This window comes from Capsulimonas corticalis, assembly GCF_003574315.2.
Taxonomy (GTDB): domain Bacteria; phylum Armatimonadota; class Armatimonadia; order Armatimonadales; family Capsulimonadaceae; genus Capsulimonas; species Capsulimonas corticalis.
On the sequence record NZ_AP025739.1, the window covers coordinates 7,155,951 to 7,179,597 of the forward strand.

At 61.3% G+C, this 23,647-nt stretch carries 26 protein-coding genes, 1 pseudogene and 1 CRISPR repeat array (1 of these 28 running past the window's edge); of the genes and pseudogenes, 15 read left to right on the forward strand and 12 right to left on the reverse strand.

What is annotated here, in order from left to right:
* Positions 1-357: a CRISPR direct-repeat array (repeat unit 30 nt); it begins 506 nt to the left of the window's first position.
* Complete coding sequence (locus tag D5261_RS31245; protein WP_119321686.1) at positions 358-1,203, reverse strand: hypothetical protein; 846 nt, start codon at positions 1,201-1,203, stop codon at positions 358-360.
* Positions 1,204-1,354: 151 nt separating this feature from the next.
* Between D5261_RS31245 and D5261_RS31250 the strand changes: the two genes are divergently transcribed.
* The gene (locus D5261_RS31250) at positions 1,355-1,483 is read left to right on the forward strand and encodes a hypothetical protein (protein ID WP_301002363.1); all 129 of its coding nucleotides are present in this window, start codon (positions 1,355-1,357) and stop codon (positions 1,481-1,483) included.
* A gap of 82 nt (positions 1,484-1,565) precedes the next feature.
* Here the strand turns inward: D5261_RS31250 and D5261_RS31255 are convergent, their stop codons facing one another.
* From D5261_RS31255 to D5261_RS31270, 4 genes are all read right to left on the reverse strand, one after another.
* Complete coding sequence (locus tag D5261_RS31255) at positions 1,566-2,186, reverse strand: metal-dependent hydrolase (protein ID WP_125206007.1); 621 nt, start codon at positions 2,184-2,186, stop codon at positions 1,566-1,568.
* Positions 2,096-2,800: a restriction endonuclease gene (locus tag D5261_RS31260; RefSeq protein WP_119321688.1), complete on the reverse strand. Its 705-nt coding sequence runs from the start codon at positions 2,798-2,800 to the stop codon at positions 2,096-2,098. The genes D5261_RS31255 and D5261_RS31260 overlap by 91 nt, the downstream gene beginning before the upstream one ends.
* The gene (locus D5261_RS31265) at positions 2,797-3,264 is read right to left on the reverse strand and encodes a hypothetical protein (protein ID WP_125206008.1); all 468 of its coding nucleotides are present in this window, start codon (positions 3,262-3,264) and stop codon (positions 2,797-2,799) included. The genes D5261_RS31260 and D5261_RS31265 overlap by 4 nt, the downstream gene beginning before the upstream one ends.
* A gap of 322 nt (positions 3,265-3,586) precedes the next feature.
* Complete coding sequence (locus D5261_RS31270; RefSeq protein ID WP_125206009.1) at positions 3,587-3,784, reverse strand: hypothetical protein; 198 nt, start codon at positions 3,782-3,784, stop codon at positions 3,587-3,589.
* A 246-nt stretch (positions 3,785-4,030) separates the two neighbouring features.
* On the opposite strand from D5261_RS31270, the gene D5261_RS31275 reads away from it, so the two are divergent.
* A complete protein-coding gene (locus tag D5261_RS31275) occupies positions 4,031-4,501 on the forward strand; it encodes a hypothetical protein (protein ID WP_119321691.1) in 471 nt (156 codons plus the stop codon).
* A 46-nt stretch (positions 4,502-4,547) separates the two neighbouring features.
* Positions 4,548-4,793 (forward strand): hypothetical protein, encoded by a 246-nt coding sequence (locus tag D5261_RS31280; RefSeq protein ID WP_218025598.1) that lies wholly within the window; start codon positions 4,548-4,550, stop codon positions 4,791-4,793.
* Positions 4,794-4,952: 159 nt separating this feature from the next.
* Here the strand turns inward: D5261_RS31280 and D5261_RS31285 are convergent, their stop codons facing one another.
* Complete coding sequence (locus tag D5261_RS31285; protein ID WP_125206010.1) at positions 4,953-5,132, reverse strand: hypothetical protein; 180 nt, start codon at positions 5,130-5,132, stop codon at positions 4,953-4,955.
* Positions 5,133-5,272: 140 nt separating this feature from the next.
* The gene (locus D5261_RS31290) at positions 5,273-5,791 is read right to left on the reverse strand and encodes a hypothetical protein (RefSeq protein ID WP_301002364.1); all 519 of its coding nucleotides are present in this window, start codon (positions 5,789-5,791) and stop codon (positions 5,273-5,275) included.
* Between the two features lie 72 nt (positions 5,792-5,863).
* Here D5261_RS31290 and D5261_RS31295 point away from each other — a divergent pair, with 72 nt between their 5' ends.
* A complete protein-coding gene (locus D5261_RS31295; protein WP_125206012.1) occupies positions 5,864-6,193 on the forward strand; it encodes a hypothetical protein in 330 nt (109 codons plus the stop codon).
* A gap of 13 nt (positions 6,194-6,206) precedes the next feature.
* Here the strand turns inward: D5261_RS31295 and D5261_RS31300 are convergent, their stop codons facing one another.
* Both D5261_RS31300 and D5261_RS31305 read right to left on the reverse strand, forming a co-directional pair.
* Entirely contained in the window at positions 6,207-6,719 is a 513-nt protein-coding gene (locus D5261_RS31300) for a hypothetical protein (protein WP_119321695.1), read from the reverse strand.
* A gap of 433 nt (positions 6,720-7,152) precedes the next feature.
* Positions 7,153-7,470 (reverse strand): hypothetical protein, encoded by a 318-nt coding sequence (locus tag D5261_RS31305; protein ID WP_119321696.1) that lies wholly within the window; start codon positions 7,468-7,470, stop codon positions 7,153-7,155.
* A gap of 221 nt (positions 7,471-7,691) precedes the next feature.
* On the opposite strand from D5261_RS31305, the gene D5261_RS31310 reads away from it, so the two are divergent.
* The gene (locus tag D5261_RS31310; RefSeq protein ID WP_119321697.1) at positions 7,692-9,155 is read left to right on the forward strand and encodes a lipase family alpha/beta hydrolase; all 1,464 of its coding nucleotides are present in this window, start codon (positions 7,692-7,694) and stop codon (positions 9,153-9,155) included.
* A 1,132-nt stretch (positions 9,156-10,287) separates the two neighbouring features.
* Positions 10,288-11,445 (forward strand): DUF932 domain-containing protein, encoded by a 1,158-nt coding sequence (locus D5261_RS31315; protein WP_119321698.1) that lies wholly within the window; start codon positions 10,288-10,290, stop codon positions 11,443-11,445.
* 172 nt (positions 11,446-11,617) lie between these two features.
* Here D5261_RS31315 and D5261_RS31320 read toward each other — a convergent pair whose 3' ends face one another.
* Entirely contained in the window at positions 11,618-12,139 is a 522-nt protein-coding gene (locus D5261_RS31320; protein ID WP_119321699.1) for a hypothetical protein, read from the reverse strand.
* 118 nt (positions 12,140-12,257) lie between these two features.
* Here D5261_RS31320 and D5261_RS31325 point away from each other — a divergent pair, with 118 nt between their 5' ends.
* Positions 12,258-12,506, forward strand: coding sequence for a hypothetical protein (locus tag D5261_RS31325; protein ID WP_119321700.1), 249 nt, complete (start codon positions 12,258-12,260; stop codon positions 12,504-12,506).
* An 83-nt stretch (positions 12,507-12,589) separates the two neighbouring features.
* On the forward strand, positions 12,590-13,033 hold the full coding sequence (locus tag D5261_RS31330) for a hypothetical protein (RefSeq protein WP_245992545.1): 444 nt from the start codon (positions 12,590-12,592) through the stop codon (positions 13,031-13,033).
* Positions 13,034-13,218: 185 nt separating this feature from the next.
* Here the strand turns inward: D5261_RS31330 and D5261_RS33605 are convergent.
* Together D5261_RS33605 and D5261_RS31340 are read right to left on the reverse strand one after the other, a co-directional pair.
* Positions 13,219-13,464 (reverse strand): annotated as a pseudogene (locus tag D5261_RS33605) (SOS response-associated peptidase family protein); the annotation flags it as partial.
* Positions 13,465-13,652: 188 nt separating this feature from the next.
* On the reverse strand, positions 13,653-14,549 hold the full coding sequence (locus tag D5261_RS31340; RefSeq protein ID WP_119321702.1) for a DUF1559 family PulG-like putative transporter: 897 nt from the start codon (positions 14,547-14,549) through the stop codon (positions 13,653-13,655).
* A 268-nt stretch (positions 14,550-14,817) separates the two neighbouring features.
* Here D5261_RS31340 and D5261_RS31345 point away from each other — a divergent pair, with 268 nt between their 5' ends.
* The 7 genes from D5261_RS31345 (at position 14,818) to D5261_RS31375 (ending at position 23,605) form a co-directional block, all read left to right on the forward strand.
* The gene (locus D5261_RS31345) at positions 14,818-15,768 is read left to right on the forward strand and encodes a LuxR C-terminal-related transcriptional regulator (RefSeq protein WP_165864229.1); all 951 of its coding nucleotides are present in this window, start codon (positions 14,818-14,820) and stop codon (positions 15,766-15,768) included.
* Between the two features lie 159 nt (positions 15,769-15,927).
* The gene (locus tag D5261_RS31350; RefSeq protein WP_119321704.1) at positions 15,928-16,527 is read left to right on the forward strand and encodes a hypothetical protein; all 600 of its coding nucleotides are present in this window, start codon (positions 15,928-15,930) and stop codon (positions 16,525-16,527) included.
* Positions 16,528-16,579: 52 nt separating this feature from the next.
* A complete protein-coding gene (locus D5261_RS31355; RefSeq protein WP_119321705.1) occupies positions 16,580-17,317 on the forward strand; it encodes a vWA domain-containing protein in 738 nt (245 codons plus the stop codon).
* The gene (locus D5261_RS31360; protein WP_119321706.1) at positions 17,307-18,542 is read left to right on the forward strand and encodes a PP2C family serine/threonine-protein phosphatase; all 1,236 of its coding nucleotides are present in this window, start codon (positions 17,307-17,309) and stop codon (positions 18,540-18,542) included. The genes D5261_RS31355 and D5261_RS31360 overlap by 11 nt, the downstream gene beginning before the upstream one ends.
* A 49-nt stretch (positions 18,543-18,591) precedes the next feature.
* A complete protein-coding gene (locus D5261_RS31365) occupies positions 18,592-19,935 on the forward strand; it encodes a protein kinase domain-containing protein (protein WP_119321707.1) in 1,344 nt (447 codons plus the stop codon).
* Between the two features lie 132 nt (positions 19,936-20,067).
* Positions 20,068-21,108 carry a tetratricopeptide repeat protein gene (locus D5261_RS31370; protein WP_119321708.1) on the forward strand — a complete coding sequence of 347 codons (1,041 nt, stop codon included), beginning with the start codon at positions 20,068-20,070 and terminating at the stop codon, positions 21,106-21,108.
* 10 nt (positions 21,109-21,118) lie between these two features.
* Positions 21,119-23,605, forward strand: a complete 2,487-nt coding sequence (locus tag D5261_RS31375; protein ID WP_125206013.1) for a hypothetical protein — start codon at positions 21,119-21,121, stop codon at positions 23,603-23,605.
* The last annotated feature ends 42 nt before the right edge of the window (positions 23,606-23,647 follow it).

Consider the following 23,647-nt stretch of genomic DNA (forward strand, 5'->3'; position numbering starts at 1 on the left):
CGTTGCGGAATTGAAACATGATGTATGCGGTCCCGGATTTCCGCGTACTCTTCCCCTTTTAATTGAACCGTAGCGGAATTGAAACAGGCTTGCGCTCAGCTTTTGCGTATGCCTGCCGCTCTCTTTTAATTGAACCGTAGCGGAATTGAAACCTGGATACACGTTCACGGCCAGCGGCGAACCCGTCGCCCCAGCCTTTTAATTGAACCGTTGCGGTATTGAAACAGATTGATATAGCTGCGAAGCGCGGAGCGTTTGATTTCTTTTAATTGAACCGTGGCGGAACTGAAACCCTTAATAAGCCGCAGCCACTTCCAGGAGAGCGTCCTTTTAATTGAACCGTTGCGGCATTAAAATCTAGCCTCGCCGGGAGATGCCGCCACTCTGTGCTCTGTTACCACGCAGCGCAGGCGGCTCCTCGTAGTCTTCCGCGATGGCGGCGATCAGCAGCCGGGATCTCTCCCGCGCCTTTCGGTACGGCAGCCAGTCCAACTGCCGGCGGATCCGCCCGGCTGGAAACTCATCGAGGATCGCCTCCGCCTGGTCCCCGCCGATGCCGACGCTGAACAGGCGGCGGCGCAACTCGACGCGCTCCCTATCTTCCGCCCCCCCGCCCGTGGACCCGGCGTTCGAACCGCTGCCGCCAGGAAGCTCCCACCCGTAGAACTCGGCGATATCGCGCTCCACCTCGTCCCTCGGCCTCGTGTAGCGCGCGCGAGAGTGGGCGATCGCGGCGTCGCGGGTGCTCCGCTGCGGCTCCTCCCGAAGCCCCTGCCCTGAGTTCGACGGGGGCTCGGGCTCGCGGAGAACGTCCGCCAGGACCCCGCGCCCGGGCGCGAACGCGTCCATGCCGCTCTCCCGCTCGACCTCGTGCGCGAGCGGCTGCCCGCGCCACTGCGCCCCGGCCAGGCGCTCCATGCGCTGGCGCACGCTACGCTCGGGCTCCCCCGTCGCCGCCACGAGCTCCTGGACCGAGGGAAGGCACCGGCCGTTGGGCGTGACGAAGCTCAGCAGGAAGAGCAGGCTTTGCATCTCCGCCGCCGGCAGCGACGCCAGCAGGCCTGAGGTCCGTAGAGCCGGCGTAATGAGCACGCACGCGGCCGGCCGGAAGCTGCCGTCCGGCTGAGGGTCCAGCCTCAGGTGCTCGACGACGAACGGCGCCGCCTCCCACGGCGATAGGGCTTGGGTCTCGCTGCTGTCCATGGGCGGATGCTGAGATAATGTCTACGATGGCGACAATCAGTGGATACACGATGGCGCCGGTCAGGGGTCCGCGCCGGCCTCACCTGCCGGGCGGCGCAGGCACCGCGCCGAGCGCCTCCTTCAGTATGTCTGCGGCTTCCATTGCGGCCGATTGGTCCGGTCCGCTGAGACGGGACCACGGGACCCGGCGGGCGAGCCGCAGCATCATCCGGGCGAGATGGAGGAGGAGGGCAAGCTGCTGGTTGCGCGGAGCGGCGTGGCGCTGATCCTGGTGCGATGACAGGCAGCCGGACCTCGGCAGTCGGTGGGAATAGCGGCGTTCGGCCATGGCGGTTCGTTTAGGGTTCGGAAAGTCGTGCGGGCTACATCACGGCGTGGACGAGCAGGACCGACAGGGCGGTAACAGCGAGCAGCGGCAGAAGCGCGTCCTCGGCCGGCGAGCCGGTGGAGATGCGCAGCCATGGCGGCAGGAGCCAGCAGCGGCGCTTGCGCCACGGCAGGAACGGGATGCCGGTGCGCGTGCAGGCGTCGGCGGCCAGGTGGCTTGCGTACCCAAGCAACAAGGCTGACGCCGGACGCCATCCCCATATAGGAATGAGCATGCCGCCGACACCGGCGACCAGGATGAGACCGTACAGCGAGTGCAGCGGGCCGCGATGCCCCCAGGCGCGATGCACCATGGCAGAGAGCGGGACCAGCGGACGCACGCCGGCAACTTCCCAGGCAGACAGCTTGGACCGGGAGGCGTCGAGGTCCGGAAGCAGCGCCCCGAAGGCGGCGATCGCCGCCAGAACGCTGATGCCGTCCAAAGGGCCGCTTCCAGACAGCCCGCCCGGCACGGCGGCGAGCAGCCACAGGGAGGCGACGCCGGCCAGCGCGTGCGAGCGCCCCATCATTGGCCCCCTTCCCTCTTGGGTTCGTCCGCCCGTACCAGCGAGACGGTCACGCGGAAGCGAAACTCCGGCCGTGTTCCTTGCCCGCAAAGGCCGGCGGCTTGTTCCGGCGGACCGTCGGGACCGGCTTCCGCTTCGCCCGCTTTCGTGGGCGCAGCGGCATATGCCTGCCGGCTGGACGAGATGCTCTTCCAGTAGCCTTCGTCCAAGGCCGCGCCGCCCGCGTCGCGAATAACCCCTATGCCGTGGCGGACCATGAGTCCCGCCAGCTCCGTCCCGTCGATCAGCCGGATGGGGGTCGCAGGGACGGACGCGGCGGCGGCGCGGGCGACCGGCGAGACGCCGGCGGTTGTCAAGATCAGGCCCTGGCGAGCGTCCAGCCTCAGGGCCGCTCCGCGCAGCTCGTCCACGCTGCGCTTCTGCACCGGCTCCGTCAGCTGCTTGGCCTGCGCGACGATCCGGAACCGCGTAACGCCCGCCTGGAGCCACGCCACCAGGTCGGCCCCGCCGTCTGAGTTGTGGCCCCGCCGCCGGGTGCGGCCGGTCGCCGCGACGTCCGCGTAGCCCATCGCCTCCATCAGCTGCTGGAGGCAGCGCTGGAACTCGGGATAGCTCAGGGCGAGCAGCCTCTCGCGGACGCGGCGCAGGATCTTCGGCTCTTCGGGCTTGCCTGCCGGCGGGCAGGCGCATCGGGATGCTTTCATCGGTCCTCCTTTTGGTTTGCGATTAAAGGCTGCAAATAAGTTGCGGGGAGAAACAGCCCAGGCAGCGACCAGTCGCCCGGCTTCACTCCCTGGAATTCGGGGCGCAGGCGCTCATCCTCGTCATAGGCCTCGTCCGGCAGGCAGCCGGGACAGCCGGCGAGGCGGCAGACGGAGGGCGTCGGGTAGGAGCCGCCGTAGGAGACGATCTCGTCCGGCGACAGCGGCCGGCCCAGCGCCCTCTCCAGCGCCCGCGTCACCGCGTATACCAGCCGGTAGGACGGGTGTGAGCACCCGTTGACCAGGCGGCTGACGGCGGCCTCGGACGCCCCGGCGTCCTTCGCCAGGCGGGACTGGCCCTTGAACGCGTAGCGCGTGGTGTGCGCCATGATCGCCGCGACTCGGTTTTGGACCCTGCTCCCTGCCCGATCATGCTCTCGCTCCTGATGCCCCATGGGGCTTTCCATGCTCCCTCCTTTCCGAATGGTTAGTAGCTCTTCCGTGTGCGTCGCTCGTTCGTCCAAGCCATCGTGAACGGATTCCCGGACGCTCTCCAGCACGCTTGCGCGCGGGAAATCGCCATCTGGTCTGCACACCAAAAGGCCGCCGATGGTTCGGCGGCCTCAGGCAGCAGGGTCTCAGTCGTATTCAGGCGTTCCTCCTGCCGGGTCCCGCCCCGGCGAACTGTTTCCTCCAGTAGAGCTCAATGCGCCAAGAGGCGCAACGAGACGCCCTACACTTAGGAACTTGCGGTTCGGAAAGGAGCTTGAGGAGCAGAATTTTCAAGGATCAGTCCAAGTCGCTTACTTTTGGAGCAACGAGCGTCACGCGAACGCCCTCGCTCCAGGCGTACCAGAGGCAGGCGTAGAGCCCGAAAGGGTCGTCGTTGAACTGCTCGAGCGACACTTCGACCGCTGGAAGCAAGCCGCCGGCTTTCGCCGCCTGGACGGCGGCGGTAAACGCCGGATATCTCTTCGCGTCCGCCATAAATTTCGGAGTGATCTTTCTCAGGGGCTGCGTCATTGCGATGGTATTTAAATTCCGGGTTTCCAACTGCCCATCCCGTCCGTTCACTTTAACAAAAATTTACCATTGGGCAACCGATGTCATTTCACGCGGAAAAGCCGCCTTGCACGCTGCCGCCCGTGGAGTTACGGTTGATGGGAGAAGCAAGGAGGCAGCGGGCTCCGCCCTTCGACCCAGGCTTCTCGTACAATTGAGAGGAGAATCCGAATGACCCTGTCACGAACTTTGCGGAGTGAGCCGGCCACGTTCGTCGGCTACTGCTACCTGGAGGACTGGGCGCGGGCGGTCGATCCGTCCCGGCCGGTGCTCGCCGCCCCGCTGATCGAACCGGGCCGGACGTCCTGCGGCATGCGCCAGGACCGACTGGTCGTCGCCTGCATGCAGCTGGCCGAACGGAACGCCGTCATTTACTGCCGGGTCAGCGCCGGATCGGTCGCCCGCCTGCACGGAGAACCGGTCGCCCCGGACTGGCGAAACGTACACTCTGCCTGGCGCAGCCTTTGGGAGGAGGTGGCCTCGTTCCTGTCGGAGCAGGGGCTAACTGCCCACCGGGCCACCGTCTCCATTCCGGAGGACCTGATCCTGCTGGACGGGCGGGCGGGGTTCCTCCGTGTCGACCCGGAAGCGTCCGTGTTCCGGCGCGTCGATGGCGCGCCGGAAACCGCTTCTGCACTATAGGAGGCGAGCTATGGACAATCCCACGCCGTTCCCCCTGGGGCAGGTCGTGGCCACCCCAGGAGCGCTCCAGGCCCTTGAGAGGGCGGAGCAGTCGCCTGAAGAGCTCCTGGAACGCCACCGCAGGTGCGACTGGGGCGAGGCGGACGCGGAGAACTGGGCGGCGAACGACTCCGCCGCGCGGAAGGGGCTGCGCCTCCTATCCAGCTACCGGCTGGCTGGCGGCGCTGCGCTTTGGATTATTACGGAGGCCGACCGCTCGGTTACGACTTTGCTCCTCCCATCGGAGTATTGAGACGACTTTCCCGCCCGCGAGCATATTGCTCGCGGGCTTTTTCGATCTCCCGGAAGCACTCTCACAAGCGGGATGCCCCCGACGTATTCCAGAAGGCCCGCTCTCCTCTCGGAAAGCGGGCTGAAACGGTGCGTTCCGTCAGGCGACGGGCGCGGACGGTTACCATCCATCCCTCAGCAGGGACAGCAGGAACGAGGCGCGACGACCTGAGCGCGGCCGCAGCGGGGCCGTTGCCCCCGCCTCCCCGCTATCCGTATGCGGCGCGTTAAGCTCACTGTGCCGCCCCTCGTCGTCCGGCTGCGCCAGGCCGACCGGCTCCAGCCCACTACCAATCAACACATAGAGCCGCGGTCGCCTGCGGAAAGATCCACGAGACACGATGTCACGTCTTACTGTGATGATCCCCCACCCTTTGCTGAGGAGAGGGGGATAGCAATCTTGAGGCAGTACGACGTGGTAGGACTGTTGGTCCCATGTGATCAATCGTCGTGTTCGGCGCTTGTATCCGTTCCATGCATGGATGTCCAGTCAGGCTCGTGACCATCAAGGGCGACTTCCGCCAGGGTCTCCCATCGGGGCCTGCCGCGCCCGTCGTGGGCCGCCAGAATACGCATGGTCGGCGCGCCGCGCTCGGGAGCCTCGAACGCGTATACGAACTCGCAGCACAGCCGGTAGGCGTTTCTCTGGGTGACGGTAAGCCGGCGCGTCTCGCCCCGGTCGTGGCAGTAGCAGCTGTCGGGGTAGTCGTCGATGCTCGACCAGCCAGCCGGGTGCCGGTCGATGATGGCCTCGAGCATGCGGTCGAGGTCCCCGTCGAACTCGCCGTGGTAGAGGTCCCAGAGGGCCTGGCCAACGCCGGCCGGGTAGCCGTCGAAGTGGACGTAGCGCCCGGCGAACGTGCCGGGGCCGGTTGCGCGAGCGATCGCGGATCGGGTGCTCATATCGGAGCGATTACTTGTCAGTGCCTCCACACTATAAAGCGTTGGGTATGGTGTCAATACCGCGACGGTCGATGCCATCGGCGCGCCGCTCCGGTTGACCGGCGGCCGAAACTAGGCGATGCTGCGGCTATGCGCACCGACGACAGTCCAGCAGGCGATCAGCCCCGAGAACCCGGCCTCGACTCCGAGACGGCCCGGCGGATGGGTTCAGCGCGCTCTCCGGCGAAGCGACGGGCGGCTCAGGAAAACGGCAAGCGCGGCGGGTGGAAGAAGGGCAGTCCGAAGAGCGAGGCAACGAAGCGGAAGACCAGCGCGACGAAGACCCTGCAGATGCTGCGGCGCGTCCTCGGCTCGCCACCGGAGGCGGCGCCGGACGATAGACCCAGATCGACTGTCTCCCAAGGAATGCTGAGACGCCATGTACAAGAAGGCCCGCTCTCCTTTCGAAAAGCGGGCTGAAATGGTATGCCCGTCAGGCGATGGGCGCGGCGGACGCTCCCCATCCGTCCCTTTGCAGGGACATCAGGAACGACGCCGCCTCGATCTTCGTCAGAAGCTCCACGGAATCCCTGGCGAACCGCTCGGCGGCCAGCGCGTCCAGTTCCGCGCGGCTCTTTCCCGCCCGGAAGGCATGGGACCTCAGCGCGATGACCTGCGGAGCGGTCGCCGGAGCGTCAGAAGGCCCGTTCCCTGCGCCCGCCTTGGGCGGCTCAGGCTCCGCCCGTTGCGGCTCGCCGCGCGGCTGAGCCAGATCAGTCATCTCCAGCGGTGGCTTTTCCGGATTTGGCAGCGACCCGCCGCCTTGGACGCCGCGCCAAACGGCGGAATGCGCCCGTTCGAGATCCGCCGACAGACTGTCCGCTAATGTCTCCAGGTCGTCATGGCGCTCCAGCGCCCACGTAACGCATACGCGGACGTTCTGGTCGCCTCCACCCTCGCGGACGACGCCTCCCGTCTCGATCGTAATTTCCGTCGGATACGCCATATACCTATCCTTTCTCAGAACGCGACCGGTATGGTCCCCTCATGGATTCTCGGCCGCCGGCGCTTATGTCTGCGGGAAGCGCCCAGCCAAATCTGTATTTCTGTTAGCCGCCGCATAACTTCTTGGGCTCCCTTGCGATAGACGGCGAGACAGACCAGATCTCCTCGCGCGTCATAGACCGCCCAGTGGCGGCCGTACGGCTCGATACGCACAGCTATCCTCCTCTTCACGCAGGTATTTGCGGAACACGATCGTGCCGCCTGTCCAGCCTAGGCCGGCTCCCACAAGTAGTCGAGACGGGTTGCGCGGGTGCAATCTCGCGTGCAAGGAGATGCTTCAGTCGGCTATGGTGGCGTGGGCGGCGGCTCACTCGGACCAACAAGTAGGCCATCGCAGCTCTCACGGGTGTCGCGCAAATTCAAGAAAGCGCTGCTCATTCTCCGAGAAGGAGACTGAGCCCGAGGGCAAGAAGCAGGCCCATCGCGAGGAGAAAGAGCAACATTCCCTCAACGTTGCGCCGTCCCTTCGTCCCCTCACTATCCTTCTGCATGGAAAATATCTGAAGCGAGAAGAGGCAGATCAGGGGCCAGACGATCAGAGATGAGCCGGAGATAAATGATTCCACCTCCCCGGCATACGGGAGAGAGCCCGAAGGCCCGAGCCCATACCAGCCATATGCGATAAGAATGCCGTAGAACACCGCGCCGGCGATGAGCGGGCGATAGCCCGGGTTGATTTTGGGCAGTGACATGGCAGACAGTTATATGTTCCCCCAGCCTACGCTAACAGGCCTCCCTCGTCAATGCCAAGGGCGGAATCCTGATTGCGTACGGTAGGCAAAGTTATGAATAAGATATGCTGCCAGACACCCAAATCCTGACGTGGGTAGTATAATGCAGCGTATGGAGCAATCGGACTTCATGGTTCACTTTCCGGACGTTCAACACATGCTCATAGTCCAGGAGGACGACAATGACCTACCTATTACTGAAGTTTAACGCCATTTTGTGGGCGCTCATTCTCTTTAGTGCTTTAATTACGCCCCTTCACGCCGCCCCATATGCGACGCCAGACGCTCCAGTAGCGTCTTCGATTAAAAAGCCCAGTGTCACGCTCGTCTCATCGAGAATGTCCGGTGGACACACACTTACACTGGCAGTCACCGCCAGCTTTCCAAACTTCCAGCTTGGGGACCAACGCCAGATTAGGTTCGCGTTCGAGCTCAATGGGACGACCTTTGACTACAAAACTGCTCCACAACTGACGATTATCAACCTCACAGGCTTTGACGGCGTGACCGTTCGAAAGATCATCCGTATTGACTTGACCAACTGGGACGGAAAGGGAAGTCGGGTGAACCGCTTTGAGGAGAATATTCACACCTTTGTGATCTTCGAGGCGTTCACGACATCGGGCGGCCAGAAATACTCTTCGGGCGTCACTGAAAGCCAACTCGTAATACCACTGCCAGTCGTACACATTCACGGCATGTGTACCGATCTTGACCCGGACCGCGTCCCTCACAAGCTGTTCGATTCGCTGAAACAGCGGTTCCCCAGCTATAAGGAGGACGATGGCCACAGCGGCGACTTTTTTGCGCACAATATGCTTACGACCAACGAGTATCCGACGCTTGTATCTTTCGATTACCCCTCGTTTAAAGAGCCGATCTCGTACGACGGCCAATCGTTCGGCAACTGGATTCAGACGGAATTGCTGCCTCGAACGTACGCCGCAAAAGTAAACATCGTGGCCCATAGCATGGGGGGCATCATTGCGCGCGACATGATCACCCAGTTTAGTGGCCGGTTCGTCAACCGCCTGATTCTTGTCGGTTCGCCCTCAGAGGGAGCCACGGCGATCGCGGCGCTTCGCGGGAGCAATTGGCTGCCTACTCAAATCATTGCAGACACGTTAATCCCCAACGTTCATCGGACTTTTCTCGCGAGTATCCGACGCTGCATGTTGGAAGGGGATGACGAGAACGCCCGCGAGATGTGTCCCACGTTTCCATGGTACTCGAATTATCCGCTCGGGGACCGCACCATACCGTCTGATTATCGGAACTTCTTCCTTGAGTATCTCAACGCGTACGGACTGGACCCGGGAGTCTACTATTACACGATAGTCGCCAGTGATGGCGCGGCGATCCCGCACTTGCACCAGACAACCTTAGATGGTCTGTGGGGGCCCAAAGAAACGTTTATCCTGCAGATGGGCGTCCCCGGTCTCACTGGATTAGCGTCCGAACTCGGCCCAGGCGACGGATGCGTGCCGCTCCGCAGCCAGCTTGCATCAGATACCAATTGGCCGCGCGGCAGCGGTCCGGGGCAGTTGAACAATTACGATGATGTCGGCTCCGTGTATCACACGGCCTACTTCAATGACGCACGGACCAACCAGGACATAGGCAACATTGTGGGACAGGGTCTTTGATTCCGATCAGGAACAATTTAACACAAGCCATTCTGCAAGGATGCGCCTCTAATTGTGGTGGACAGATTCATTTTCTCAATGAACCTGTCCACCACGATAGACTCTCACGAACTTAGACTTAGCGCTGACGACACCAAGCTTATCCTGAACCCTTAGGAGGAATCGTGAGCATCCGTGTCATCTCGCACAAGTAACTGCCACACTTGTCACATCGGGCACATCTGTAGGGGGAGTACTGTTTCAGAGATGGGGCATCCACCAAGATGGTACAAGGAAATCAGCGGAATATGCCAGGAAGCAATGATCCATACTTCGCTTTACATATGGCGTCGATGAAATCTGGGTGGCTCTCGAAGCCTGACATGAATTTGGGGTAATTCCTCAAGTGCCTGCTTCGTTGCCATAGGATCTTACAATATTTCACTTTCCTGCCGCTCCACTCTTTCGGAAGCCGCGCCGGAGGCAAGAATTTGAAATCCGATTGGCTTCCTCCGTGCGCAGACGGATGCTGGCGCCAGACGATTGTGATTAATGCTATGCAGCTTGATTTGAAGATTTCCTCTTTGGGCTCGGCCGCCCTAGACACCGCGCCATACTTCGGCGTGTAACCGTCTTAGAACCGCTGCCAGGTCGTCCGCCAGCATCTCCAGGTCGTCGCCCCAGTATCTAGACCCAGACACCCCACACGCGGACTCTCTGGTCGGCTCCTCTCTCACGTACTACTCCCCGGGTCTCAAGAGTAATCTGGATGGAATACGCCACGTCCAATTCCATTCCCAAGTCGGGCTTAAATAATCCCTTCGTGCCTCGTCGATGGCAATGCTTGTTGAATCGGCAAGCAATTCCCACCTTCCTTTCTTGTCTCGCCCCTCGCCGCACTACCTCAAGACGGCCAGACAGACGAGATCTCCCGCTGCATCATAGACGGCCCAGTACCGGCCGTGTTGAGCGAGACACGCAATTACGCTCCTCTCTAGCCTACTCTTCCGAGACAGACCAGACAGATTGCGCCGGCGTAAGCGCATGTGCGAGGCTAGGGCGATGTCGGATACGGTGGCGCGGGGCGGCGGCTCGCCCGGGCCGGGGAGCCAGACCACGCCGCCCTACTTGACTGCAACGGAGGATTGTGACGATGAAACAAGGACGCACCCTGCCGGACCTTGCCGAGGAGCTGAGGCGGCAGGCGGACGCGAAGCGGGACATCCTCGCGCCGGCGGAGCAGATCCGCCTGACGACGGACGGAACGACGCGCCTGTCGCTCTTCGGGAGCAACACTGAGGCGGAAAGATACGAGGTCAGCGACTTGGCCCACGGGCAGATCGCCGATTATGCCGGCATCCCCAAGCTCTTCTACGACCGCCTGCGCGCAGACGGCGACATGCGGTCGCTGCTGCACGTGGCTCGTGACTGGGAGATGTTCGAGGACACGCCGCTCTTCGACGTGCTGGTAAGCCACCTGCTGAAGAAGAAATCGGGGGAACGGCGGCTGGTGCGAACGCTGGACGGGAAGGCCCGCGCCTTCCTGTCGGACAGCTACTGCGTCGACCTCGATAACTTCGACATCTTCAGGATGGCGGCCGCCGCGATCGAGCGGGCGGGCCTGGGGCCGGAGCACGTCGTCTCCTGCGAGGTCACGGAGAAGCGCCTGTACCTGAAGGTGGTGAGCCCGAAGCTGGAGGCGGCGGTGCGGCCGGAGAACCTGCACGCAGGGAGCGGCATGCTCCGGGAGCCGCAGGTGGTGCAAGCGGGGTTCGTGCTCTCGAACTCGGAGACGGGCCAGGGAGCGCTGTCGGTACGGCAGGTGGTGTACAAGCTTCTCTGCACGAACCTGTGGATCCAGGAGGAGACGACCCGCCAGCGGCACGTCGGGCGCGCCCTCCAGTCGGACGACGCAGGAGGGATCTACCGGGACGACACTCGTCTCGCGGACGCGCAGGCAAGGCTGCTGAGGATCCGGGACCATGTCGCCGAGGCGCTGGACGAGGCGCGCTTCCGGTCGCTGGTCGCCCGGATGCAGGAGACGGCGGGCATCCGGATCGAGGGAGGCGTGGAGACGGTCGTCGAAAGCGCCTCGCAGCGCCTTGGCCTCAGCGCCACGGAGAAGGACCGGGTGCTGGCCCACCTAATCGAGGGGGTCGACCTTTCGCTCTGGGGACTGAGCAACGCCGTCACGGCGGCGGCCCAGGAGGCGGCGAGCTACGACCGCGCCACGGAGATCGAGGCGATCGGCGGACGCTTCTTCTCGATGTCCGACGCGCAGTTGCGGGATCTTGCCCTCGGGCGACCGTAGGGCGTACATTCGATCGTAGGAGATACATTCCAGGCCGCTCCCGATAACCGGAAGCGGCCCTTTCAAATTCGGATGCAGCTTCAAATACGGACGCATCCCAGCGGGATCAGGCACGCTTCCGGACCGGCAACGGCAAGAGAAGCAGCCCCAACGGGCCGGACCTCACGCCGCGTCAGCTCTGGAGGAGGCCGTCGAGCTCGTCGAGCAGATCGAACGCCCTCTGGCCGAGCCGACGCCGGGTGGCGAGAAGCCGTACCTGGTCCACCGCCACCGCCGCGTCCCGCAGGGACCGCTCCTGGGCGCTACGCTCGCCCTCCTCCGCCCCCTGCCGCCTCACCTCGGTCGTGCGCAGGCAGCCGACGCAGTCCACGAACCGCAGGCCCCGGCGGGAGACGACGCCCTCCCCCGCCTCGTCGAGCGCCCGGCAGCGGGCCGCCGAGCCCTCCAGCCCCGCCGCCTCCGCCGCGGCGAGGGCGGTCTGGATGAATGCGCAGACCGCCTCCCGCACCCTGGCGTCGGCCTTCCGGCTGAACATCGCGAAGTGCTTGGGGAGGACATAAGTCTCGTCGGCGTCCGCGTAGCCCCGCTCAAGGGCGAGATAGATCTGCTCGCGCACCGCCGAGTCCCAGACCTCGGGATGGTCCAGAGCGATGGCGTCGAGCGTACCGACCAGCTTCAGAATGGCTGCCTTCATGATGTGGTTGCCTATTGCTTGATAGCGCCATCCTACCAAGCGTTGGGTAGTGTGTCAATACGTTGACGGTCGTGGTAACGGCATTGACGCGCGCGCTCCAGGGAGCGATACTGGCGCTATGCCTAACGAAGACATCCAACCCGATTCTCTACAGAAACATCATCTCGCACCGGACGCCGCGCGGCGCATGGGCTCGGCCAGCACGCCCGCCAAGCGGGAGGCCGCCCGCGAGAATGGCAAGCTTGGCGGCTGGGCGAAAGGGCGACCGCGCAGCGAGGAGACCCGCCGCAGGATCAGCGCCACGAAGACGCGGAAGATGCTTGAGCGCCTTCTTCACCCGGGGACCCAACCGGGAGACGACCGGTGAGCAGCGCGTATCGACCCTCGTGGCATTGACACATTACCCAACGCCGTTTATGCTGGCGGTAACTTAAAGGTAGGCAGCCAGCCATGAGCACACGTTCGGCAATCGTCCGCAAGACCGGCGACAGTACCTTCTCCGGCCGCTTCGTCCACTTCGACGGGTACCCATCCGGAGTTGGACGCGACCTGTGGCGGCTCTACCACGGCCCGTTCGCGAGAAACATGGAACGGATGCTGGCGGCGGTCATTGACGGACGCCAGGGCCCATGGCTGGCATTGGACACTCACTCAGGCATAGGCGGCCACGGCATCCAGGACGGCTCCGCGCCTGCGGTTACCGAGCGGAACGCGGGCGAGTGGGGCTGCTGCTACGTCTACCAGTTCGACGCCGCTCCGGACGGCGGCGCGCGGATGTCCGTCCTGCTTCGAAGCCCGCAGGACGACGGCTCCGTCCCGTACCCGCTCCTCGCGGAGATCGCCCTCGACGGCCCAGAGGCGGACTGGACGGAGCTCGACGGGCGAGACGCGTGATCAGGGTCATCTTTGAGGTCCGACGAACGCAAATGCAACGTAGCGGGCCTCAGAACGCTATCGTGGCCTGAACGCTCGATCCGGGAACGCCAGGAGAGCGCCTTCCGGATACGGGCGGAGGAGGCCCTGAAGGTCCTGGGGGTTGTGTCGCTGGAAAGCCACGACCGCGCTCCGTCCTGGTCCAGGATCACCGGCATGCGGTCGTGGTACGGTCGGACGTCGCCGCTGGGGTCGCAGGTCAGGGCGGCGCAGGAGCGTCGGACGCCGCCGTCTGGCGTACGCCACTCGTCCCAGATCCCCGGCAGCCCGAACGCCGGCAGGTCCGTGACGGAGAACGGCAGGAGCAGCTTGCCTCCTTTCTCGCCCATCCACTCGTAGAAGCCGGTTGCAGGGACCACGCAGCGGCAATGGGCGAACGCCTGCCGGAACATCGGCGTCTGCGCCACCGTCTCGGCGCCCTCGCTGCATTCTGGAGCGAGGGCGTTCACTATGCTCGCAAATGAGCCGATGGCTGCCGCCTGCTCGCCGTACGCATTCCGTGCGGCTCTGCCCCATCACGAACACGATGATCTAGCGCAGCTCCGAGCCGATCCGAGGACGACGCGCCCGATTGACCGTTCTACGGGTACCAACAGCCGTAACCGCCCTTCGTGCTCGTTCTGCATCCGACGTCCCCCGCCCCTTGTAATACTGACCACTCCCTGAAGTCCAGCAGTTGGGCGGATGAGCGGCTGGCGACGTGCCCATCCGCGAAGGCGACGTTCACGCGAGCGAATCCAGACGGTGGGACGCACCAGGCAGGCTTTCGCTCCGTATGCCGCCATGACAGATTATTCAGCATGCGCGCGGGGCTGAACGCCGGTTGCGCGCGAAGGTCGCAGGCAGAGAACAAATAGCCCGCGTCTCCCCCGTCAACCGGCGTCAGTGCCAAGCTCAAGCCCGGGTACGCCTGGTCGTTATCGATTAACGTTTCAGCGAGCAGTATCGTGCCGGAAGGAGCAACAGCTTCGGCAAACGAGTGCGACTGGCCGGTTCCGTTGTTGCAGTCGTCCGGGCAATACCAGTCGGCCCAGTTGTCGGAAAGCCCGTAAGAAGAGACGTTTGATATGCCGTGGGCTCTGATCGTCGGCGCATCGTAGGGAGCCGATGGGCACACGAACACCCTGGAGGCGGAGTTGAAGTCATGGGAGTCTTGGCGCTGCACGTAAGGGGATACAAGCTCGGTCCAGTACATGTCTGGGAAGCCGGTGTCACCGTGTACTCCTGGGCTGCGGCTTCCAGGCGTGACGTTCACCCCCGCATAGTACAACGGACATCGCCCGTCGAAGTCATCCGAGTACTCGATTATGGCGGTGGCGACCTGACGCATATTGGAGAGACAGGCGGCGCTCCGCGCCTTTTCCCGAGCATGAGCAAACGCGGGAAATATGACCGCCGCAATTATCACGACGATTGCGATGACAACGAGCAACTCGATTAATGTGAACCCCTGAGCACTATTGGCACGACTTGGCATAGGGACGCCTCTCGTAGAGCGGGATGGGAAGTGCAGGTAATGTAATATAACACATGTTCAAAATATTTTGTCGCGATCGTCTCGTTTGTCACAAATATTGGAAATTGATCCGCAAAAAACGCGCTTGCGCGTCGATCATGGGCTATAATCTTACGTTTCGCGTAGTCGGGGAACACGGGAAAGAGTCTTTTGCCCTATGAGAGGACCACCGCCAGTGCCCGAGGTTTGTACACCAGACGCTGTCGCACTCATTCAAGCGATGCGCACATTGGAGTCGGAAATCGCCCGCATTCCGTCCAGCGAACCGTTTCAACTCTACCAATCGCTGCACGAAGCATCCGCCCAGATGCTCCCCACCGATGCGTTTTACATTTGCCTCTACGCTGCCCATGAACAGCGACTGTTCTTCCCCTATAACTTCGACGGCCAGCTCTACGACGGCCCTGTGAACATTCCCCTCGGTAATGGCCCCACGTCGTGGGTGGTCCGCAACCGTGAACCGTTCGTCCTTGAATGTGATGATCGCAGAGTCCAAGACGGCGGGGTCAGCTTCGGAGATTCCGAGCGCTGCTCACAGTCCGCCATCCACGTCCCGATCATGCGCTGGTCAGGTGACTCCCTATACGGCGTGCTGTCGGCGCAATCGTACACGCCGGGCGTGTACGGCGCGTTTGCGGTCGCATACCTCCAGTGGCTGGCGGATCGTGCGGGAGCGGCGATGGATCGAACGCACAATGAGAGCGATCTCAGGCGCCAACTGGCGGCTTCGGAGGATCTTGCTGCCGACCGCTGGCGACAGGCAATCGACATGTCAGATTCATTCGTGTGCACTCTCCGAGAAATTGGAGCGCAAGCAGAGATGGTGCGATCCTTATCGTCGGACGCGGCGGAGCCGCTCAAGCGGGCAGCGCAAAAGCTTGCCCAGTGCTGCTACCGCGCCCAGACGGAAGCCAGCATGTTCCCGCTCACTGGCAAATCTTCGTCGTCTTCTGCGCAATCCCTGGAAGCGTCCGCAATCGGAAGTCTTACTGAGAGGGAACGTGAGGTGCTGGGACTGCTCGCCCTCGGTCGCACGAACCGCCAGATCGCCGACGAGCTCTATGTCAGCGCTGACGCCGTCAAGTTCCACTGCAGAAACATCTTTCAAAAGCTCAATATCACCAGTCGCCACCAAACCGCCAGCATAGTGGCTAAGCTCAACGCCCGTTCGCCCCGTTGAACTACCCCATAGCCTAGTACATTCCCACCCGTTCGGTCAGTTGCTGCAAGGTTACTCGAAGCCGTACAATACTTTCGTCAGCGCGCAATTGGCGCAGACGGATTGTTGGCCGCAATCAGACGTGCTAGCCTGGGGATGACTAAACATTAGCGCATCCCCGTGCCAGAACACGCCCTAAACGCAACCGGCCAGCCTGCGGAACATCTGCCGCATCCGTCCACGCCGCAACCTAGTCTGTACCGGAAGGAGGAGTTCCTAGCCGCAGATCTGACGGACAAGGAGATTCTGAAAGACATCTTCGAAGAAGGCACGAAGCGCCATGATGGGAAGTATTCGTCAGCGCTGTTCGGCAAGAACTTTGACCTTGTCCCTTCGCAGATAGACGAGGTCGGTAAGTTGATCGACATCACCAAGTCTAATCTGGACCGCCTGATACGTGCAGAACCACTCTGGCAACCGTTCCAGGTTCTGCTTGAAGAGCGACGACAGAAGTTTGGAGGCCTCGGAGAGTCCAATGGGCTTGTGGAAGATCCAGACGCCGATGCGGTCTCGAAATCCCTAATCAACGGGAAGATTCCTGCGATCCTTCTCCCGACGCGCGTCAAGCGACTATATGACTGGAACGACCTGGTAATGCGGACGGAACGAACCCTGCACGACTACGTCGCCGGGAAGCGCGACGGCAATTCAGCCGTTGACTTCGCGGAGGCGCTCAAGGAGCTTTACCGCTTCAACCGAGAACTCGCGAAACACAATTGACGGATACCGGACTAAAGGTCTGCAAAAGCCACGCAAAGGGAGGATTGAAGGCATGAGCGAGACACCTGGGGGACAGATCAAAGGACGCCCCCTCCATTTCATCTGGATGTGCGACTGCTCGCTGTCGATGGAGGGTCAGAAAATAGAAGTACTCAACTTCGCAATCCGAGAAGCGATCCCAGCGATGCAGGCAATCGCCAAACTGCACGACGAGGCTGAGATATTGGTTCGGGTCGTCGCTTTCTCGGACAGCGCTCGATGGCATGTCTCGCAGCCGACCCGCATCGAAGATTTTCGATGGCTCGATTTGCAAGCGGACGGAATGACGGCAATGGGCGAGGCGCTGTCCTTAGTTGCGGCGCAACTCGATGTCTCCAAAATGCCGGCCCGAGGGCTTCCGCCGGTTCTGGTCCTCATATCCGACGGTATGCCGTCGGATAACTTTGAGCAGGGACTGAAGCGATTGATAAGTCAGGGATGGGGCGCAAAAGCGGTCAGAGTAGCGATTGCAATTGGCGGCGATGCTGACAAAGCAGTTCTGAGTCGATTTGCGAGTAATTCGGAAGGGACCGTCTTAGAAGCACATAATTCCGCTGACTTAGTTAAGCACATTAAGTTTGCTTCAACGCAGGTGGTGTCCAACTCGATAAGGCCACCTAGCCAGGGCGGCAGTCCGAAGCCTGGCTCTCTCAGTTCTGGGAGCGCTCCTACTGCTGTGACTGCGCCGAACCTAGTCACATCACCCACAGCCACCGCTGCACCTTCCGGAGGCGCTGAAGATGTCTGGTAGCCCCATTGCCGGAAACTCACCGTCTGTCGAACCAATCAAAATTCAGAATTCCGTTTCCTCGCAATGCGAGAATGGAGATTTTCTCTGGAGGGTTACTGGGGCCAGCCAAATCGGTTCCGCGCATGTACGGTCCGGTCTCCCGAACCAAGACGCCATCGCCTGGTCTGCAAACGAGGAGGGCGGATCAGCCTCGGTGTATCTGGCCGTGGCTGACGGCCATGGCGGCAATAAGCATTTCCGCAGCGGCGTCGGGTCACAAATCGCCGTGAAAACCCTTATGGATGAGTTTTCAAATTTCCTTCAAAACTGCGCTTTACAGATCAGTATGTCCTCGGTAAAGCGCCAAGCCGAAGAGCGTCTGCCGCATCAAATTGTCAAAGGATGGCGATCCAAGGTCAATGAACACTTGAGAGACAATCCATTTGTCGAAGCGGAATGGGAGCAACTGGCGAGCAAGCAAGGAGCATCTGTGCGCAAGCTTATAGAAGCATCCCCAATGCTGGCCTATGGGTCGACAATCCTAGGAGTTCTCATCACTCCATCGTTTATCCTTTACATCCAACTCGGCGACGGCGACATCCTCTGTGTCAGTGGAACTGGAGAGGTCAGCGTCCCTCTTCCAGTCGATGAACGGCTAATGGGCAATGAAACGACGTCGCTTTGCGACCAGGACGCCTGGGCGCAGTTTCGCACTCGTCTCACTCCATTGTCTGACGCGTCTCCTGAGATGATCCTAATAAGCACGGACGGATACTCGAATTCGTTTCCCGCCGATGATGCAGACTTCTTTAAAATCGGCTCGGATTATCATTGCATGGCGAATGAGCATGGCCTCGACTACATAGAAGAACATTTGCCTGATTTCTTGGCGGATACATCAGCGCGCGGCAGTGGAGACGATATCACGCTGGGGCTTATCAAGAGGAGAAGTCGGACTGGCATGGATGCCCTTTCGCGACGCATTGATCGAATGGCTAAAACGGATGATCTGAAGAAAGTAGAAACCGCTGTCGAAAAACTAGAAACGCATATTCACGAAGCCGGGGCGGATCAGCTCGATGAAACGAAGCGACTCATCAAAGCCCAAGCGATCAGCTTCCATCGAAAGGCGAATGTTGCCCTCGCACTGGCAGCGATAAGCCTTATTTCTATAATCGCGATCTGTTCCCTTGTAATGGCTTCTTCGCGGGAAAGCACAATAACACGCGCCATTCCAACTCGTTAAAGCTGGCGCATGGAAACGTCGTTTGAAGGATTAGGCGGAGGAATTCCTTATGGGCGAATTGTTGCGTAACGGGCAAGTAATTACCACGACTGTTTCTGGCTTACCTTGCGAGATTACCTCATTTATTGGGGGAGGAGGGCAAGGTGAGGTCTATAGCGGCAAGATACGGAACCAGTCGGTCGCCGTGAAATGGTATTTCCCGAGCTATTTGAACGACGATCCGAATATCCGGGAACGCCTTAGCGTCTCCATCCAAAACGGAGCGCCAAGTGATCGTTTTTTATGGCCAATGGAACTGGTGGACATGACGGGCAGCGATTCATTCGGCTACATCATGCCGCTGCGCGAGGCGCGTTTCAAAGGGATGTCTGATCTGATACGTGGCCGCGTCAACCCTTCGTTTCGAGCGCGCGCCACCACGTGCTGGGAAGTGGCCAGCAGCTTTATGTCTTTGCATTCGCGGGGCTTGTGCTACCGAGATATCTCAATGGGCAACATCTTTTTCGACCCTTTATCGGGAGAGGTCCGTATCTGCGACAACGACAACGTCGACGTCAACAAGCGCCCAGGTTTCATTGGCGGAACCCCCGAGTTCATGGCCCCGGAGATCGTAAGCGGCAGGGCGACGCCAAGCACGCAAACGGATCTATTCTCGCTCGCATTATTGTTATTCTACATACTGTGTATGAACCACCCCTTGAAAGGGCGCAGGATACTGCATATCCGTGTGTGGGATCCACCCGCTCATCGAAAAATCCTTGGAGATGCTCCGCTCTTCATCTTTGATCCTGATGACTCGTCTAACGAAGCCGTCCCTAAATCGGAGGACGACCTCTGCGAGGCCGGCGGGAACGCGCTCGCCTACTGGCTTATTTATCCCGTCTTTTTGAGGGATCTCTTCGTTCGATCATTTACTGTAGGGCTAACCGATCCTGAACATGGCCGTGTCCGCGAAACTGAGTGGCAGGCGGCAATGGGCCGCCTGATCGATTCGATCCTCTATTGCGGCTCGTGCGGCAAGCAGAACTTCTACGATCGAGACGCGCTTCAGGCAACTCGGTCGGCAGGATCCTGCTGGTCGTGCTCTCAGGCGCTGGTGCTCCCACCGCGGCTCCGGATTGGGCAAGATACGATCATCATGCTCAACCACGACTCTAAAATTTATCCCCATCATCTAGGCGCGAAGCAGATGAACTTCAATGGCGCTCTAGGGGAAGTGGTTAGGCATCCAAGCAATCGAACCCTCTGGGGGCTAAAAAACACCGGGACCGCGAAGTGGGTCGCCACTACCGGCTCAAACGAGATCAAAGATATCGAACCAGGCAAGAGCATCACTCTCGCTGCGGGGACGAAGGTGCACTTTGGCAAGGCCGAGGGACAAATCCACGCGTGACACGAAGCGTTCCGGCACGCGCTGTAACGAGTGCGCTATGTCCAATTGCGCCTCCCCGCGATTCGGATTCATAACGTTTCCGTCGCAGCTGGCAACGGCCATTGGGGCGAAGCGACCGCATGAATAGGACTTATGAAAACTTACACGCTGAACACCGTGCCCTGTGAGAAGCTCTGCGAGATCACGACGCGTTTTGGTCAAGATATCGCTCAAGACGCCGGGCAGACGCGAGCGATCCTGAACGACTTTTGCGGTCAGAACGCGCAGCAGTACCGTCGTGAAATATTTGCTCTTGTGAGCGCCGTTGAGGAACACGTTCCAGCGCTTTTGAGCGCGCATGCCGGTGAGCCAATGGAAATCGTGGTCGCGCGGATGTCTAAACGTCTGCACGATCATCGCGGGCTTGACGTTGATCTCGCTAATTGGACGGTCGCTTCCTGGGCTCTGGCGCTGGAGATATGGGATAGCACCCAGATTAGTGCGTATTTGCAGGCGCTGCAGTATTCACCCCCGTCCGTGACGGTCTCCATGGCTGCATTGAGCCCCACAGGATCTACGCCGACACCTCCTGCGCGCTCCAATCTCGGCAAGCCGGCCCTCGTTTCCCGCAGTGCGCGTTTCGTACGTATGGCGCCAGGAAGGAAGGGGCCGATAATCGCGACTTCAGTAGCGCTGGGATGCGCTCTCGCGAGCCTAGGAGCTGTCTCTGTGTACAACCAGAGCACTCATGCAATCAATGATGGTAAGCCTGTGCATCAAACGGTTCCCTCCCCGCATCAATCAACTCCGCTGGATAACCAGATGGCTCGCGATATCATCAATAACGCAGTAGAACACCTGATCGTCCTTCAGTCTAAAACAGAGCTGGGAGCGCTTACGCGGCCGGAGGCGGCGTTGGCGCAGAGCAGCATTCGCCCACGGCTGCGCCAAGCGGACGATTTGATGCAGCGAGCCATTAGACAGAACCAGCAAGACCAGGAAGCGTGGGAACTAAGCGCTCGCGCTCGTTACTACCTTGGCGATTACAACGGGGCGGAGGCGCGCGTCAATGCCGCCATTCGCCTTTTTCCAAGCAATAGCAACCTGCCTACATTGCGAATGCGCATTCAAGCGATGCGAAAAAAGCAGATGAGGAGCATATCGTCGCACGAGAAGTACATCCCAAACCTCTAAGGAAACGCGCATGAGATTGATCCGGGTCTTTACATTGGGTGAGCTTCTCTGTCCCGCCATCTTCGCGGCATCCCTCCTGTCGGGCGTTCGCCTTCTAGCTCAGACGGATATCGACTTCACGCTCACAGACCTGGCAGGCGTCGCAAGTTCTTATGAACTGCGCAGAGCCCAGTTACAAACCGCCCGTGCTCAGGATAAGCGGGGGCGCCGTCAGGCCCAGCGCATGCGGCAGGTGGCCCTGGATCGCCAGCAGGACCAAGAATGGCTCATCCATCACCGCAGTCAGGAGCATTCCGTACTTGCGTCCAGGCGCGAAAGCGGCACTCGCCGCCAGGATCAAATACAGAGAGACGTCCCCATCACTTTTCTGCAAAACCTCACGTTCACCTTCGTCACCCCACAACGCCAGGGCGTGTCTGGCGTGGCGATGCGAGCAATGATCCATCCAGCACGGGGATCGGACCGGGTCGTCTCGGGCCTGACGACGGATTTGGGCGGACACATTCGACTGATGCGCGTCGGCCCCCTGCCGGCCACCGTCAGCTTTGACCGTGAACAAGCGACAGGCGCGTCGCATCCCCAAGATCCAGTGTCCGAGCCCGAGTGGGAGTTTTCAGACCCGCACGCCGCACGGTTCCGGCTCTCGACCGGGATAGGACGCCGCATCGCGACCTATACCGTTGCGGCTTCCGATTCGTCGAGCGCCAAGCCTGAGCGAGTCGCCAGCTTGATCGCCAGCCGCCCTTTTTTGAGACCTCTCCGGCGGACTGTACGTAAGGTAATGGTCTTCGAGGACAACGCCGCCCCTATCGTGCTTGAACGCACTGTGGTCGATCTTGATCTCACTGCGCCGCCAGGCGCCACGGCGACGACACCCGCGCTCCCGAACCAGGAGTTTCCAGTAGGCGATACTGGCCACGTAGCGCTGCGCCTCCCTGTCGCGGCTCTTGCGGACGGACCCGTTACTCTTCGCGTCGGACGTATTCTGCCCGGCGGAGAAGCTGAAACGACCGTGGAATCCTACGGAACGGATCCCTACAGTAGCAACGTCGTCCAAGCCGGTCCGTTGCGCCTGGCGCGCATCGACCGCTGTCAGATTACGGGGGGCATCGGAGTTCTCGATACTCAAGCGGAAATTATGATGGCCCTCGGAGACAAGAAGAGGGCCGGCGTCTCGAAAGAGGACGACCGCGGCGAGTGGTGGGATTACGGCAAGGGAGGTCTGTCCGTCCGAATGCGCAAAATCGCCTCCGGCGCGACGGTCGCGGAGCGCATTCGCCTCACGAGCGCTGCTGGCGGCGGCGTCGGCGGCATTTCGGTCGGCGACTCCTGGCAAAGCGTCCAAACCGCCTTTGGCCCTGCGGATATTGAGACACCTGTGAACGGCGCCACATCGCAATTTGAGGCAGCCTCATACCTTGACGGCGGCCTGCGGGTCGTTCATGACGACAAGGTCCGGTGGATCGACATCGCCCGGCCTACCCCGCTGCTCGTCGAAGGAACGACGGCGTTCGTCCGGCGCGAGCCGGCGCGCCTTTTCGTCAAGAGCTTCCTTGGCCGCGAGAGGACTCCGCTGTCCAGCAAGCAGGATATGGAAGCGTGTCTCCGGCGCCTGCCGTCCGTCCGTATTGTGGGATCGGAGGGCGAAGCCGACCTGATCCTGACGGGAGAGGTAGCCGACTTCACGGAAAAGAAGGAGAACTTTCTGATTGGCTCGCTTCCATTCAAGTATCGCTGCGACACCGGCCTGCGGTACAGCCTCTTCGACGCCCGCACATCCACGTACGTCGTGCGGGATAAAGAAGTGGGAGCCACCGCCGGAGCGGATTACACGAAAGAGACGATCGCCGGCCTGATCGCCTTGGGCGTCCTCGGGAGCCAGAAGGGCGACGCTCCCAAGCTGCTCGGGCTCGTACTCGGCATCGCGGGCGCCGCCGAGTTGCAGCGCGGCGTGCGCAACGCCGTCAACCGCTGCCCGTCGATCGCGACGCGCACGGCATGCGACACGCTGTCCTCGGACATCAGCCGGGCCGCCGACTTCTCGGTCCGGGTGACCGGCGTTGACTACGGCCGCGCCCTGCTGACCATCAATGCCGGTTCCGAGGACGGCGTCCGCGTATCCACTCCGGACAGCCCCTGCGAGTTCGAAGTGCTTGTCGAGGGCGTCCCGCTTCCCGGCGGGGAATCCGGCGGGAAGGCGGACTACAGCACGGCGGTCGTGGTGTCCGCTGGCCCGCATGACGCGGTATGCGAGCTGCGGCGCGTGCGGCGGCGCATCGACCGCTTCCGCGAGAAAATCGACCAGAAGCTCGATCCCGACATGGCGCGGCTCATCCCAGCCCCTGCGAGCGGAGCGGTATCCGCCAGAGCCACGTTGCGCTTTCCCTCCGTGGAGGTCGTTCCCTTGCGCGATCTCGTGTCCGACGACAAGGCGGACGACGCGCTCCGCCAAGGGGCGCTGCGGCTTTCCAGGGCGAACGAAGACCATTCGAGATAGTCGACAACATCAGTACGTATGCTCGCTGAAGCCCGGATGGTG

What these genes read in the sequence shown, in the direction of transcription:
- D5261_RS31245 (WP_119321686.1), bottom strand. Translation starts at nt 1,203, where the DNA reads ATGGACAGCAGCGAGACCCAAGCCCTATCGCCGTGGGAGGCGGCGCCG.
- D5261_RS31260 (WP_119321688.1), bottom strand. Translation starts at nt 2,800, where the DNA reads ATGAAAGCATCCCGATGCGCCTGCCCGCCGGCAGGCAAGCCCGAAGAG.
- D5261_RS31265 (WP_125206008.1), bottom strand. Translation starts at nt 3,264, where the DNA reads ATGGAAAGCCCCATGGGGCATCAGGAGCGAGAGCATGATCGGGCAGGG.
- D5261_RS31270 (WP_125206009.1), bottom strand. Translation starts at nt 3,784, where the DNA reads ATGGCGGACGCGAAGAGATATCCGGCGTTTACCGCCGCCGTCCAGGCG.
- D5261_RS31275 (WP_119321691.1), top strand. Translation starts at nt 4,031, where the DNA reads ATGACCCTGTCACGAACTTTGCGGAGTGAGCCGGCCACGTTCGTCGGC.
- D5261_RS31295 (WP_125206012.1), top strand. Translation starts at nt 5,864, where the DNA reads ATGCGCACCGACGACAGTCCAGCAGGCGATCAGCCCCGAGAACCCGGC.
- D5261_RS31300 (WP_119321695.1), bottom strand. Translation starts at nt 6,719, where the DNA reads ATGGCGTATCCGACGGAAATTACGATCGAGACGGGAGGCGTCGTCCGC.
- D5261_RS31305 (WP_119321696.1), bottom strand. Translation starts at nt 7,470, where the DNA reads ATGTCACTGCCCAAAATCAACCCGGGCTATCGCCCGCTCATCGCCGGC.
- D5261_RS31310 (WP_119321697.1), top strand. Translation starts at nt 7,692, where the DNA reads ATGACCTACCTATTACTGAAGTTTAACGCCATTTTGTGGGCGCTCATT.
- D5261_RS31315 (WP_119321698.1), top strand. Translation starts at nt 10,288, where the DNA reads ATGAAACAAGGACGCACCCTGCCGGACCTTGCCGAGGAGCTGAGGCGG.
- D5261_RS31320 (WP_119321699.1), bottom strand. Translation starts at nt 12,139, where the DNA reads ATGAAGGCAGCCATTCTGAAGCTGGTCGGTACGCTCGACGCCATCGCT.
- D5261_RS31325 (WP_119321700.1), top strand. Translation starts at nt 12,258, where the DNA reads ATGCCTAACGAAGACATCCAACCCGATTCTCTACAGAAACATCATCTC.
- D5261_RS31330 (WP_245992545.1), top strand. Translation starts at nt 12,590, where the DNA reads ATGAGCACACGTTCGGCAATCGTCCGCAAGACCGGCGACAGTACCTTC.
- D5261_RS31340 (WP_119321702.1), bottom strand. Translation starts at nt 14,549, where the DNA reads ATGCCAAGTCGTGCCAATAGTGCTCAGGGGTTCACATTAATCGAGTTG.
- D5261_RS31355 (WP_119321705.1), top strand. Translation starts at nt 16,580, where the DNA reads ATGAGCGAGACACCTGGGGGACAGATCAAAGGACGCCCCCTCCATTTC.
- D5261_RS31360 (WP_119321706.1), top strand. Translation starts at nt 17,307, where the DNA reads ATGTCTGGTAGCCCCATTGCCGGAAACTCACCGTCTGTCGAACCAATC.
- D5261_RS31365 (WP_119321707.1), top strand. Translation starts at nt 18,592, where the DNA reads ATGGGCGAATTGTTGCGTAACGGGCAAGTAATTACCACGACTGTTTCT.
- D5261_RS31370 (WP_119321708.1), top strand. Translation starts at nt 20,068, where the DNA reads ATGAAAACTTACACGCTGAACACCGTGCCCTGTGAGAAGCTCTGCGAG.
- D5261_RS31375 (WP_125206013.1), top strand. Translation starts at nt 21,119, where the DNA reads ATGAGATTGATCCGGGTCTTTACATTGGGTGAGCTTCTCTGTCCCGCC.